8 protein-coding genes, 1 pseudogene and 1 riboswitch are annotated in these 12921 nt (G+C 66.9%); of the genes and pseudogenes, 1 reads left to right on the top strand and 8 read right to left on the bottom strand.

Features of this window, described 5'->3' with window-relative positions; genetic code table 11:
* Positions 1–176: 176 nt before the first annotated feature.
* From XCSCFBP4642_RS0106510 to XCSCFBP4642_RS28315, 8 genes and pseudogenes are all read right to left on the bottom strand, one after another.
* Positions 177–1472: a histidine-type phosphatase gene (locus XCSCFBP4642_RS0106510; RefSeq protein WP_029219093.1), complete on the bottom strand. Its 1296-nt coding sequence runs from the start codon at positions 1470–1472 to the stop codon at positions 177–179.
* 1003 nt (positions 1473–2475) lie between these two features.
* Entirely contained in the window at positions 2476–3672 is a 1197-nt protein-coding gene (locus XCSCFBP4642_RS0106505) for an OmpA family protein (RefSeq protein ID WP_029219092.1), read from the bottom strand.
* Between the two features lie 108 nt (positions 3673–3780).
* Complete coding sequence (locus XCSCFBP4642_RS0106500; protein WP_152527332.1) at positions 3781–5733, bottom strand: esterase/lipase family protein; 1953 nt, start codon at positions 5731–5733, stop codon at positions 3781–3783.
* A 77-nt stretch (positions 5734–5810) separates the two neighbouring features.
* On the bottom strand, positions 5811–6848 hold the full coding sequence (locus XCSCFBP4642_RS0106495) for an Lnb N-terminal periplasmic domain-containing protein (RefSeq protein WP_029219090.1): 1038 nt from the start codon (positions 6846–6848) through the stop codon (positions 5811–5813).
* Complete coding sequence (locus XCSCFBP4642_RS0106490; protein ID WP_029219089.1) at positions 6845–7417, bottom strand: TetR/AcrR family transcriptional regulator; 573 nt, start codon at positions 7415–7417, stop codon at positions 6845–6847. Before XCSCFBP4642_RS0106490 ends, XCSCFBP4642_RS0106495 begins: the two co-directional genes overlap by 4 nt.
* A gap of 80 nt (positions 7418–7497) precedes the next feature.
* A complete protein-coding gene (ppc, locus tag XCSCFBP4642_RS0106485) occupies positions 7498–10212 on the bottom strand; it encodes a phosphoenolpyruvate carboxylase (protein ID WP_029219088.1) in 2715 nt (904 codons plus the stop codon).
* Positions 10213–10493: 281 nt separating this feature from the next.
* Positions 10494–10886 (bottom strand): annotated as a pseudogene (locus tag XCSCFBP4642_RS0106480) (alpha/beta hydrolase family protein); the annotation flags it as partial.
* Entirely contained in the window at positions 10835–11368 is a 534-nt protein-coding gene (locus XCSCFBP4642_RS28315; protein WP_152527230.1) for a hypothetical protein, read from the bottom strand. The pseudogene XCSCFBP4642_RS0106480 and the gene XCSCFBP4642_RS28315, both read right to left, overlap by 52 nt.
* Positions 11324–11438, top strand: a riboswitch (S-adenosyl-L-homocysteine riboswitch). (Overlaps the previous gene by 45 nt.)
* Positions 11439–11467: 29 nt before the next feature.
* Here XCSCFBP4642_RS28315 and ahcY point away from each other — a divergent pair.
* Positions 11468–12910 (top strand): adenosylhomocysteinase, encoded by a 1443-nt coding sequence (gene ahcY, locus XCSCFBP4642_RS0106470; RefSeq protein ID WP_029219085.1) that lies wholly within the window; start codon positions 11468–11470, stop codon positions 12908–12910.
* Positions 12911–12921 lie beyond the last annotated feature (11 nt).

Genomic DNA, 12921 nt, shown 5'->3' with positions numbered 1-12921 from the left:
GCGCACGTACCCTCATCCGCCCCTACGGGGCACCTTCTCCCGCCTTGCGGGAGAAGGGACAACGACGCCAACCGCTGCTCAAGCCCCTCTCCTGCGGGAGAGGAGTTGGGGTGAGGGTACGGGGCGAAGCCACATGCCATGCGGACCACCGCAGGACAGTTGTCGCGATCGCGATACTACCGATCGAGCTGCAACTGCTGTTCGAGCGCCAGGGCAAAACCCGCCAATGCGCAGGCCATGCGTTGCTCCGGAGCGCAGACCCCCAGCGACAGCTCCTGCTGCAGCGGCGGATGGGCAAGATCCAGCGGTGCCAGCGTGCGAAGTTGATCCAACGATTGCGCCAGGTAGAGGGCGCGCACAACCTTCGTGCCGTCTGGCTCGCGCCACAAGCCGAGCACCAATGCACCACCCGGCGGCGGATCATCGGCACCGTAGCCGGGCAGGTGGAAATGCACGCCCAGCAGCCCGCTCAATGCAGCGATGTGCGTATCGCTGCCAACAAACAACGAGACCTTCGGCGCCTGCGCATCGCCGAAGCGCTGCATGACCTGGCGTGCCAGCGGCGCGCCTGAGCGCTGCGCCATGTAGTGCGGCCGTGCATAGATATCGAACAGCAGCGCGTGCAGGCGCGAGACCTGCGCCAGGCGCTCCGGTGTGGCGCGGCCCCAGCCGACCTGTGACAACGGCAAGCCATCGGCGTACTGCAGCAGCAGCACTTCGCCGGTACCGGAGGTCAGATCGATCGGCCCGCTCAAGGCCAGGCCACGCCCGTTGGCCGACGGCGCCAGTGTGGAGGTCATCCGCGCAAAGTCGCACAGCGTCCGGGTGCAGCCCAGGATCTGCTGCATGGCCTGCAGCTCGGCGGCATGGCCTTGCAAGAGCGCGTCGGGGCCACCGATTTGCTGCGCGATGGCGGCCACCGCTGCTGCGGCATCGAATGGCACAGCGCCGGCTTCGATCGGCCGGAACAGCGGATCGTTACTGCCTGGCTCACGGTGTCCGGCAACGATGCCGCAGCCTGGCGCCAGCGCATCGGCCAACAGTGCGCCGCTGTCGATGGTGCGTTGGTCGGTATTGGCCCAGACCGCCACTGCACCCGGTGCCGGGCATCCCGCCGCCGGCAATACGCCCTGCTGCGTCAGCCACTGACGCAGGTAGTCGCCACTCAATCGCACCGCCTTGCGACCGCGCGGGGTAAGCAGGCTGGCTGGCGTGGACCACTGCGGCCAGGCTTGGTCGGCATAGCGCGCCGCGGCGGCTTCGCCCTGCAGCGGCGCGCGCACGCCGTGTCGGAAGATCACCACCACGCGCTCCAGCTGCGCTGCCGGTGCAGCGGACAACGGTGCGGCAACAGCGCTTGCATGCGTGTGCGCCTCCGACGGCGTGCGCGATGCACTCCGCGCCGATGATGCGCAACCACCCAACAGCAAGACCGCAAACATCAGCATGCACAACGCGCTGGTGGCGAACATCGCGTGCGCGCGGAAATACGGCGCGCGCAGGTCCGGCGCTGCCCTGTTCGCTGGCTGCCCGGGGCGGCCCGTGCGGGAGAGCGGGCGCAACGCGATCCCCATCGCATCGCGCCCGCTGCTTCGAGCAGTCGCTGACCGCGGCGATTCCCGTCCACCAACGAACGCCGCCTGTCGCCATGCACCCTGCCCCACATCACCGCGCTTGCGCCCCGCTACGCTCCCCAGGCGATACACGCGCAGGACGGCGCCACACCCCGCTTGCAAGTGGCCAGAACAGCTCTGCCAGTGGTGCAGCAGCCAACACCGATCGATCACGCGTCATCCAAAGTGCGGCACTCCGTTCGCGGAGGCTGCGACAGCACCACTGCGAGCAACGAGAAAGCAATGCAGCGACACCGCATCACACCTGCAAGCCGGCTTGCCGCGCATGGTGGTGAGCGGTTGTTGCAATTCGGTGACGCCACCGCAATCCCCGATATCTGCATGCGCAGGACGCATAAGTCGGCACAGTCGCTGAAGCATGGAAACCGGAATCACGACCGGGCTGCGCAGACGACCAGCGTTGGCCCGTCGTGCGCACCTGCATGCACACCGTTGTTCAAATGCGCGCTTCTCTACGCAGGGCGTCACTGCAGTCTTGCTGCCCATCCTGCGGCGCAGTGGCGCTGCGACTGTCACGAGCAACTGCCAGCCAGATCCCTGGCAACGTTGCTTTATCTTTACTTTGTGCGGGAAAAGGCGACTCTGGATGAGGATGAGGCGCAAAGCACGCCAGTGCCCATCGCACACGGGCGGCCAGAGATGACGAGCGAGACAAGCTGCATCCTGCAGGGAGCGGCACGATATGACGCTTTCGTGGCCCCACCACTCCCAAAGCGCGGCATGAGTCCACGTGCCTCCACGCCCGCCAGGCGCTCCTGATCTTTGCGACATGCACACCCATCAACGCGATGCTGCCCAGCCGCCGGTCAGCGGCTACACCGCACCGACAACCAACGCGTGCTCAGGTCCGAAGAAAGATCTCGACACGTCGATTGAGTTGTCGCCCGCCGGGGTTGTCCTGCCCGTTGACGGTATTGGGGGCAACCGGCTGCGTTTCTCCGTAGCCCTTGGCGCCAGCAGCCTGCGCGGTGCCGCGCGTGCGCAGCGCTGCCAGCACCTCAGTGGCACGGCGTTCGGACAGCGCCTGATTGTAGGCATTCTCGCCCTTGGCATCGGTGTGCCCACGCACTTCCATCTCCCTGGCGGTCACGCTGCCAAGCGCCGCAGCCAGCGTGTCGAGCACGCGTGCGGCATCGGGACGGATATCGGACTTGTCGAAGTCGAACAGGATGCGGTCGTTCAAGGTGATCAGATAGCCGCAGGGCGCACCGGGAGGAGCGAATTTCTGCAGTGGCGGGAAGCGGCCGGCCGGCGGCACCTTGGGCAGCGGCGGCATGCGCACCTCGCGTGGCGGGGTGCCCACCGTGCCGGTACCATCGCCACGGTTCTGCACCAGGCCATCGGGGCTGTTCCAGGTGCCCGAGCCGTCGGCATTGATGGTGACCAGACCGCGCGGTCCATTCCAGGTGCCGCTGCCATCGCCGCGATTGTCGATCAGCCCGCTCTTGTCGCTATTCCAGGTGCCGGCGCCCTTGCCATCCAGGCTGATCAGCCCAGCCGGGCCGTTGTAGGTACCGCCACCGTTGGACTGCACATCGATCAGCGCATCGTCGCCATTCTGTCCGGTGGCATTGATGGTGCCGCTGCCATCGGCGTTGACGCTGATCAGGCCACCGTCGAGGTTGGCGGTGCCGCTGCCGTCGGCCTTGAGATTGAACAGACCTCTCTCGCCATTGCGCAGCAGGTTGCCGTTGGCATCGATGCTGGTGATGCCGGCATCGTTGACCAGCGCGCCGCCCGTGCCACAGCGGGCCGGCGCCACACTGATGCCCTCGACCGGGTCGAGCACTTTCTGCAGCGAGGCTTCCAGCGCGCGTTGCGCCGGGGTCACGCCAACGATGTCGGGCACCACGATGGTGGGAATGGCCGGAAATTCCGGCACCGCGTCAGCCGCCGCTGCAGGCGCCTCCGCCGCGTGCATCGCCGCCTGCGGTGCGGAAGCTGCGGTGCCGGCAGCACCTGCATCCTTTGGCGCTTCGCCACGACCGCAACCGACCAACAACACCGGAACCCACAGCACTGCCGACAGCGTGCGCATCGCATCTTCCTTGTTCGAGCCTATTCGAGAGATGGCCTGATACCACGAGCGGGGTAAACACGGCGCTGACAGTGCCGGACATGTACCGGCCCTGGCCGCAGGGTCGACTCACAGGCTCGCGGGCACAGACGCGGGCGCAGGCTGCGGCGAGTGCATCGGTGCAGGCACCGCGCCAGCTTCGGCCTGCAACTGCGCATGCAGGATGCGGCGGATCTCCAGGATGGCCTGCGGCGTTTCCTGCACGCTGTGCCAGGAGGTCACCACCAGTTCGGACGCGGCGCCGTCCAGATGCGCGCTGCGGTACGGCACCAGGCCATCGTCGGAGTCGGCCAGCGGTACCTGCGGTTTTTCGCGGCCCACGATGGTGTGGTAGCGCACCTGCGGCGAGATCGGCAGGTCCATCGTGGCGCGCACGAACGGGTCGGTATCGCGCAGGTTGTCGATGCTGGTCGGTGGCAACAGAGGGCTCTTGCGACGCGGCGGCCCGCCCTGCCCTTCGCGTTCGCTGTTGGCGAGGTCCTGCAGCACATCGCTGAACCGGTCCAGCAAGGCGATCGGCAGGCGTACCATGCGGCCGACGAAACGCCCCAACCCGCCCTCGGCCAGCGGCGTGCCGCGATGCGGCGCAGCGATGAAGATGGCGCGGTCGATCTGCGGCATCGGCGAAAAATGCAGCAAGGGCGACAGCTTGGCGCGCACGCGCGCACCGCGTTCGCCTTCCAGCCGATAGTCCTGCAGCAGTGCATTCCAGATCTGCTCACCGGACGAAGAGACCAGCAGGCGTCCGATCACCCCGCCCATGCTGTGGCCGATCAACACCATGCCGTGCGAGGCGGGTGCGGTGCCGGCCGGGTCGAAGTGCCGCAGGCTGCGCTCCACCAGCGCCTGGATTTCGGCGCGATTGACCGCAATCGGCGCGTTGGTCGGGTAATACACCTGCCAGATCTGATAGTGCTGGCGCAGGGTTTCATCGCCCATCACCTCGTTGGCCACATTGACCCAGGCCTCCGGGCTGCTGGCCAGCCCGTGCAGCATCAGCAGCACACGTCGGTTGGGGTCATAGGGCTGCATCAGATACAGGTGCGCGCGATCGATACCGCGTGCGCTGCCCAGCATGGACCGCAACGACTGCGCGGCAAAACCCGACTTGGCCAGCCACAGCCCGTAGGCCGCAGTGAAGTTGGCCGCCAGCGGCACGCGCTGGCCGTGCAGCACCACTTCGTTCTGGCGATACGGGTCGTACGGCACCACCGTCACCAGATCGGTGCGCAGCACCGCATCCAGGCTGTCTCCCTCGAAGCGCAACAGCAGCGTTGCCGGTGCATACGGCATTTCGCTGAAGTTCGGTAGCGGGCGCCCGGCCGCGGTGCTGGCGGCCGCAGCCTGCTGCACGGCAAGGCCAGCCGGGTCGCCGACCACCTGCGGGTCCACTTCGGCCACCAGTTCGGCGCCGAAGCCGTCGCGTCGATACGTGCTGCGCAATCCGTCAAAGCGTAATGCCGAGGCCGCAAAGATCGCGCGCGGCGCGTTGCCGCCGCCCGGCAGCCGATACGCAGACGTGTCGATGGCGACCTGCCAACCGCCGACGGCGGTCGGTGTCGGGGTGATCTGGCCGGCTTGTTGCGCACGCGCGAACAGGCGCTCGACCACCTGTTGCACGGCGTAGTTGTAGTAGTCGCGCACCTGGGTCTGGCGGTTTTCGAAGGCGCGCGCACCGGGCGCACGTGCAGTGAAAAACAGGTAGGCATAGGCATGCCGCGCGGCTTCCAGCCAGGCTTGCATCGCCGTATCGCTCATCTGCGCCGGGTTGCGGCCGCCCAGGTCGATCGCATGCGCTGTCCACAGCTCGGCTTGCGTGGCCAGGCGGCGCTCGTCGCCGATGCCCGCCACCGTGGCCAGTTGCTGCACGCAGGGCAGCGGCTGCTTGCGGCAGGCCTCGGGTTGCAGGCAGGCCACCTGCAGGGTCTCGCTGCCGGATTGACTGAGTGCACCGGTGCTGAGCACATCGCCGCGCGTCTGCGCGATGTAGTCGCCGCTGCTGCGCGATTGCACCGTGACCATCGCACAGCCGCTCAGCCACGCTCCCAGCAGCGCGGCCGCCAGCAGCGCAGCGCGGCCGCGCAGGCGTGCGTACGGAATCACTGCGCCGCGCTCGCCGAGGCACCGGGTGCGGGTGCCTGCGGCATGCCGGCGCGGATGCGCCCGGAAAAATCCGCGGCAGTATCGGCGGCGATCGCACGCGCAGTGAAATGGCCGCGCTGCTTCAGCGTGGCGAAATCGTAGCCGGGCATCAGGCCCTGGTGATCGTAGGCGTATTGGTCGGCATATCCGGACAGCAGCAGGCGGTGATCCAGCGGCAGGGTGGGCCGCAGCTGGCGTACCAGGGCGAACACGACCGTGGTGCAGTTGCTGGTCAGCGTGTTGTAGAACGCCGGCTTGCGATTCAGATCGTGGGCCAGCCCGACATAACCCATGAACATGCGGCGCAGGCCGGCCTTGGGAATCGCCAGGCGATACAGGTACATGTCCTCGCCGCGCACGTTGGTGCGCACGCGCAGGATGTCGCGCTCGTCGGCTGCCACCAGGGTCTCTTCGAAACTGCGGAAGAAGCCGCCCACGGCCGAGAACGACTCGCCGCGCTCCTTGCGGATTTCCAGCGAAAACACCACGTGCGAGCCGTCGTCGAAACCGAACGACACCAGCGTGTGCGCGATCGCCGGGCCCATCCAGTACGACAAGGCCAGATCGGCGCTGACCAGCCGATCCAGATCGTACTGGCGGGTTTCCCAGCGCGGAACGTGCTTGGTTTCGCTATGCCAGTCGAAATTGCGCACGTTGTGCAGGGTCACGCTGTTGCCGTGCACCTCCGGGCGCAGACGCTGGGCGACATCGTCGGCCCAGTCGCGGTCCTGGCTGGGCTGCATGAGCCCCCACGACACCGCGAGCACCACGAACGCCGCACCGAAGATACCCACCAGGGCCCAGTTCTCGCGGCCACGGCGCAAGCCCCACACTGCGGCCAACGCCATCGCGCACCACGATGCCACCCAGCCGATGCGCACCAGCGCATTGCCGGTGAGCGCGAAATAGATCGCCAATGCGCCCCAGGTCGCGGCCAGCACCAGCGCCACGCGCAATGCCCAGCGGCCGATGACCGCACGGGTGGCCGGTGTCATCGCGTGCCGCCTTCGGGCACCTGCATGCCCAGCGCATGCATCAGCAGATCGGCCGAGCGATGGGCGAGGCGCTTGCGTTCGGACTCATCGCTGCCGCGCAGGCAACTGCCCAGCATGTCGATCACCAGCAGCAGTTGTTCGTCGTCGACGTCGGCCCGGCACAGGCCGGCATCGCGGGCGCGGTGAACGAACGGCAGGAAGATCGCCACCACGCGCCGGTCGGCGGCTTCCACCGCCGGGTGTGCGCGTTCGATCGAGCGCCAGAAGTCCACCAGCGGCGCCGACTGGGCGATGTGCTCGGCCACGTCGTGCAGCAGCACGGCCAGCCCGTCTGGACGGCCGGCCAGGTCGGCGGCCAGCCGCTCCAGGCCATCCAGCCCGCGCGCCATCAGAGCGGTCATCAACGCCACCCGGTCCGGGAAGTTCCGGTACAAGGTGGCGCGGCCCAGGCCGGCGCGCTCCACCACCAGCTCCAACGGGGCATTGACGCCGTGTTCGCTGAACACTTCGTCGGCAGCATCGAGAATCTGCCGGCGGCGCAGCGTGGCATCAGGGCGGGAGGTCATCATGCCGGTATTATCGGACAGATTTGTCCGCTCATGCCAGCGCCCGCTTGCCGATTCTGCGTCCGTGCCGACCAACGGTAGGATCATCCGGTGTTCTGCACCCCTTGCGAGACGCCGTTGACGCAGGCGACCAGCGCGCGCAGCAATTCCTCGTCTTCGCCCTCGCTGGCCCGCCAGCGCTGCAGCAGGTCCACCTGCAGCACGCTGATCGGGTCGATGTACGGGTTGCGCAGGCGGATCGACAAGGCCAGCCGTGGGTCGTGCTGCAACAGCGACTGTTGCTGCAGCAGCGCCTTGACCCAGCCCTTGGTCAGTGCCAGTTCGTCGCGGATCTGCGGGAAAAACCGCTCGTGCAGGTCGCCCGACAGCCGCGAGAACAGCTCGGCAATGGTGAGGTCGCCCTTGGACAGCACCATCGCCACATCGTCCAGGAAGGTGCGGAAGAACGGCCAGTCCTGCGCCATCTCGCGCAAGCTGTCTTCGTGCCCGGCATCCACCGCGGCCTGCAGCCCGCTGCCCACGCCATACCAGCCCGGAATCACCGCACGCGCCTGGCTCCACGCGAACACCCACGGAATCGCGCGCAGGTTCGACAGCGCGGCATCCTGGCCCAGCCGGCGCGAGGGCCGCGAGCCCAGCGTCATGCGTTCGATCACATCGATCGGCGTGGCCAGGCGGAAGTACTGCATGAAGTCCGGCGCACCGACAAAGGCGCGGTAGGCGACCGTGCTGCGCTCGGCGACCAGATCCATCACCGGGCGCCAGCGATCCTCGCGCGGCTCGGGCGCACGCGGGCGCAGGCTGGACAACAGCACCGCGCCGGTCATCTGTTCCAGCGAGCGCAGCGCCAATGCACGGATGCCGTACTTGCGGTGGATCACCTCGCCCTGCTCGGTGACGCGCAGGCGGCCATCCACGCTGCCGCGCGGGGCCGCATCCAGTGCGCGGCTGGTCTTGCCGCCGCCGCGGGCGATCGAACCGCCGCGACCATGGAAAAACGTCAGCCGCACGCCCAACTCGTCAGCGGCTTCCAGCAGCTCCACCTGCGCGCGTTGCAGGCCCCAGCGCGAGGCGGCAATGCCACCATCCTTGCCGCTGTCCGAATAGCCCAGCATCACCATCTGAGTGTCGCCGCGCGCGGCCAGATGCTGGCGATACACCGGGTCGGCCAGCAGGTCCTGCACGGTGCCGGTACCGCCACGCAGATCGTCCACGGTTTCGAACAGCGGCACGATGTCCAGCGGCACCGCACCGGCGGCGTCGACCAGCCCGCCGCGGCGCGCCAGCGCCAGGACGGTGAGCACGTCGGCGCGGTTGTGCGCCATCGAGATGATGTAGCTGCCCAGCACATCGGCGCCGTGGCGCGTGCGGGCATCGGCGAGCGCGGCGAACACCGCGTCCAGCCGCGTATTGCCATCCTCGTCCACCCGCGGCAGCGCCTGTTCGCCGGCAGCATACGGGCCGAGCACGGCGGCGCGCTGTGTCGCATCCTGGCCTTCCCAGTCGCCCTGGCCCAGCGCATCGGCAACCGCGCGGGCATGCACGCTCGATTCCTGGCGCACATCCAGCCGCGCCAGATGAAACCCGAAACTGCGCACGCGCCACAACAACCGGCGCACTGCAAACCAGCCGGCATGCAGACCCTTGTTGGCCTGCAGGCTATCCAGGATCAGCTGCAGATCGTGTTCGAGTTCGGACGGTGCGGCGTAGGCGCCGTCGGCATCGTCCAGCGTGGCCTGCAGGCGTGCACGCATCAGGTCGTTGAGCAGCCGGTACGGCATGTCGCCGTGGCGCGGGCGCGAACGGGCGGCGGCCTCCGGCAGCAGCGCACGGTAGCGTTCCAGCTGCACAGCGAGCTCGGGGCTGACCGGCACCAGCGTGGTCGACTGGCTGAGCAGACTGGCCAGTTGCCAGAGTTCCTTCTGGTAACGGTCCAGCACTGCGCGGCGCTGCGCATCCAGTGTGCCGGCGATGGTGGCGGCATCCACATTGGGATTGCCGTCCATGTCTCCGCCCACCCAGGTGCCGAAGCGCAGCAGGCGCGGCAGCGGCGGCACGCTGCCGTAGGCTTCTTCGATGGCGTGTTCCAGGGTTTCGTACATCACCGGGATGACGCGATAGAGCACCTGGGTGAGATAGAAGCCCACGTGCTCGCGCTCGTCGTCCACGGTGGGCCGCACCGGCGAGGAATCGGCGGTCTGCCAGGAGGCGGTCAAGGCCATGCGGAAGCGTGCCGCATCGCTGGCGCGCTCGTTGGGCGTGCGCATGCCGTCCAGGTTGTCGACCAGGCTGGCGACCATCAACTGCTCTTTTTCCAGCAGCGCGCGGCGCACCGCCTCGGTGGGATGCGCGGTGAACACCGGCTCCACGTCGATGCGCGGCAGCCAGTCGCTGAGTTCGTCCAGGGTCACGCCCTGCGCCTTGAGCCGGCGCAAGGCATCGTGCAGGCCGTCGGGCTGCGGCGTATCGGTACCGCTGCGCTGGTAATCGCGCCGGCGGCGGATGCGGTGCACGCGCTCGGCGATGTTGACCACCTGGAAATAGGTGCTGAAGGCGCGCACCAGCGCCTCGGCATCGCGCGGCGCGCGCCCGGTGAGTTGTTCGCTCAGCGTGGAAGGCGGCGCATCGCTCTCGCGACGCGAAATGGCGGTGGTACGGACGCGTTCGATTTCGTCGAGGAATTCCGCAGACACCTGCTCGGCGAGCAAGTCGCCGACCAGCGCACCAAGCCGGCGAACATCGTCGCGCAAGGGCAGATCGGGAGTAGCGAACACAAGACTGCTGCGGTACTCGTTCATCGGAAACGCACACCCTCTTCAAGCGCAAAGTCGTCGAAGACTAACCCAAAAGGATTAGAGGGTTTCGTTGCGCAAGACGGTTTCAGAGCGAACCATCCTGCGCCAGTCCCACTCGCGCTCGTATCCGCCACTGAAATCCGTCGCCCGACGCCAGCATCAATGCGTAGGAGCGCGCCCGGGCGCGCCAAGGTTACCGGCAAAGCTCCATCGCGCCCGGGGGCGCTCCTACCTGCGACGCGCTGATCCGACACGCTTTCCCACACCATTGCGTGCGACGACGCTCATCGCTTGGATGGCGCTGCAGCCTGTGCAGCGGGATCGCCGACATGCGTCTTCAACCATTGCTCGCTCTCGGCCAGCATCTGCAGGATCGATTGCCGCGCACGGCAGGCCTGCGATTCGTTGGGCAGCAGTACCAGCCGCGCGGTGCCACCCAGCCCCTTGATCGCAGCGAACATGCGTTCGCTCTGGATCGGGAAGGTGCCGGTGTTGTTGTCGTCCTGGCCGTGGATCAGCAGCAGCGGGACCTTGATCTTGTCGGCATGGTTGAATGGCGACATCGCCTGGTAGACCGACTGTGCCTGCCAGTAGTTGCGTTCTTCGGCCTGGAAACCGAACGGCGTCAGCGTGCGATTGTAGGCGCCGCTGCGCGCGATGCCGGCCTTGAACAGGCGCGGCGGATCTTGCTCTCACGCGCCGGGTCGCCACCATCCTGCGCTTCAACCCAGACCAGCGTGGCCGGCGCATCGTGCCGCCAGGTGATGTCGCACACACCGGTCGGCACCGCATCGTTGCCGGTGCGCAGGCCTTTCACCAGCGACAACGGAGCAGGCAGCCCGGCAATCTGCCGCTCGCTACCGCCTCTGATCCATTGCAACCACAGCTTGCCGGCGAAGGAACACCGGCTGCTGGCGAAGGTTTGGGGATCCAGTTCCGTGCTGCCATCTGTGATGCGCGTTGCGTTTCGCCTGCATTGCCGCTTCCCTGTTCTGGATCGAGCCCGGACCATAGCAGCCGCCCGCTGCCCGCTCTCCTGCCGTTGGTTGAAGGACATGCCAATCAAGCAGGCCAATTCATGCCGGAGGAGGGTGCTGCCGATATAATCGGCGCTCTTGTCGAGGGGCGCTGCGACCGGTAAGGCGGACTGATCCGCCATCTGCACCACCAGGTGCGGGGCATACGGCCAGGCTCGACCAGCATTCACCGTTCAACGGCGCCCGGAACTGCAGACAACGCCTGCTACCGGAGCTATCGCATGAACGCTGTGACCAAGATCGACCCGCATACCGATTACAAGATCGCCGACATCTCCCTGGCCGATTGGGGCCGCAAGGAGCTGGACATCGCCGAGCACGAAATGCCGGGCCTGATGTCGATCCGCCGCAAGCATGCGCAGACCAAGCCGCTGAAGGACGTACGCGTCACCGGCTCGCTGCACATGACCATCCAGACCGCGGTGCTGATCGAAACGCTCAAGGACATCGGCGCCGACGTGCGCTGGGCCTCGTGCAACATCTTCTCCACCCAGGACCACGCCGCTGCGGCGATCGCCGCCACCGGCACCCCCGTGTTCGCCTGGAAGGGCGAGACGCTGGAAGAGTACTGGGACTGCACCCTGGACGCGCTGACCTTTACCCTGCCCGACGGCACCCAGACCGGCCCGGAGCTGGTGGTGGACGACGGCGGCGACGTCACCCTGCTGATCCACAAGGGCTATGAGCTCGAAAACGGCAGCACCTGGGTCGACGAGCCGGCCTCCTCGCACGAAGAAGGCGTGATCAAGGCGCTGCTCAAGCGCGTGGCCGTCGAGCGTCCGGGTTACTGGACCCGCGTGGTCAAGGACTGGAAGGGCGTCTCCGAAGAGACCACCACCGGCGTGCACCGCCTGTACCAGATCGCCGAAGCCGGCAAGCTGCTGATCCCGGCCATCAACGTCAACGACTCGGTCACCAAGAGCAAGTTCGACAACCTCTACGGCTGCCGCGAATCGCTGGCCGATGGCCTCAAGCGCGCGATGGACGTGATGCTGGCCGGCAAGGTCGCCGTGGTCTGCGGCTACGGCGACGTGGGTAAGGGCAGCGCCGCCTCGCTGCGTGCTTATGGTGCCCGCGTGGTGGTCACCGAAATCGACCCGATCTGCGCCCTGCAGGCGTCGATGGAAGGCTTCGAAGTCAATACCATCGAATCCACCCTGGGCCGCGGCGACATCTATGTCACCACCACCGGCAACAAGGACATCATCACCGTCGAGCACCTGCAGGCGATGAAGGACCAGGCCATCGTCTGCAACATCGGCCACTTCGACAACGAGATCCAGGTCGATGCGTTGAACGCGCTCAAGGGCGTGGAGAAAATCAACATCAAGCCGCAGGTCGACAAGTACGTGTTCGACAACGGCAATGCGATCTTTCTGCTCGCCGACGGCCGCCTGGTGAACCTGGGCTGCGCCACCGGCCACCCGAGCTTCGTGATGTCCAACTCGTTCGCCAACCAGACCCTGGCGCAGATCGATCTGTGGGAAAAGCGCGACAGCTACGAAAAGAAGGTCTACATCCTGCCCAAGCACCTGGACGAAGAAGTCGCACGTCTGCACCTGGAAAAGATCGGCGTCAAGCTGACCACCCTGACCAAGGACCAGGCCGACTACCTCGGCGTGCCGGTGGAAGGCCCGTTCAAGCCGGATCATTACCGCTACTGAGTCTTTGGCAA

Source organism: Xanthomonas cassavae CFBP 4642 (assembly GCF_000454545.1).
GTDB classification, from domain to species: domain Bacteria; phylum Pseudomonadota; class Gammaproteobacteria; order Xanthomonadales; family Xanthomonadaceae; genus Xanthomonas; species Xanthomonas cassavae.
The sequence above is the reverse complement of the archived record's forward strand: the minus strand, read 5'-3'. Positions and strand labels throughout refer to the sequence as shown.

Coding starts and splice junctions, on each gene's coding strand:
- XCSCFBP4642_RS0106500 (WP_152527332.1), bottom strand. CDS start 5,733: ATGGTCACGGTGCAATCGCGCAGCAGCGGCGACTACATCGCGCAGACG.
- XCSCFBP4642_RS0106490 (WP_029219089.1), bottom strand. CDS start 7,417: ATGATGACCTCCCGCCCTGATGCCACGCTGCGCCGCCGGCAGATTCTC.
- XCSCFBP4642_RS0106505 (WP_029219092.1), bottom strand. CDS start 3,672: ATGCGCACGCTGTCGGCAGTGCTGTGGGTTCCGGTGTTGTTGGTCGGT.
- ahcY (WP_029219085.1), top strand. CDS start 11,468: ATGAACGCTGTGACCAAGATCGACCCGCATACCGATTACAAGATCGCC.
- XCSCFBP4642_RS0106495 (WP_029219090.1), bottom strand. CDS start 6,848: ATGACACCGGCCACCCGTGCGGTCATCGGCCGCTGGGCATTGCGCGTG.
- XCSCFBP4642_RS28315 (WP_152527230.1), bottom strand. CDS start 11,368: ATGGCGGATCAGTCCGCCTTACCGGTCGCAGCGCCCCTCGACAAGAGC.
- XCSCFBP4642_RS0106510 (WP_029219093.1), bottom strand. CDS start 1,472: ATGTTCGCCACCAGCGCGTTGTGCATGCTGATGTTTGCGGTCTTGCTG.
- ppc (WP_029219088.1), bottom strand. CDS start 10,212: ATGAACGAGTACCGCAGCAGTCTTGTGTTCGCTACTCCCGATCTGCCC.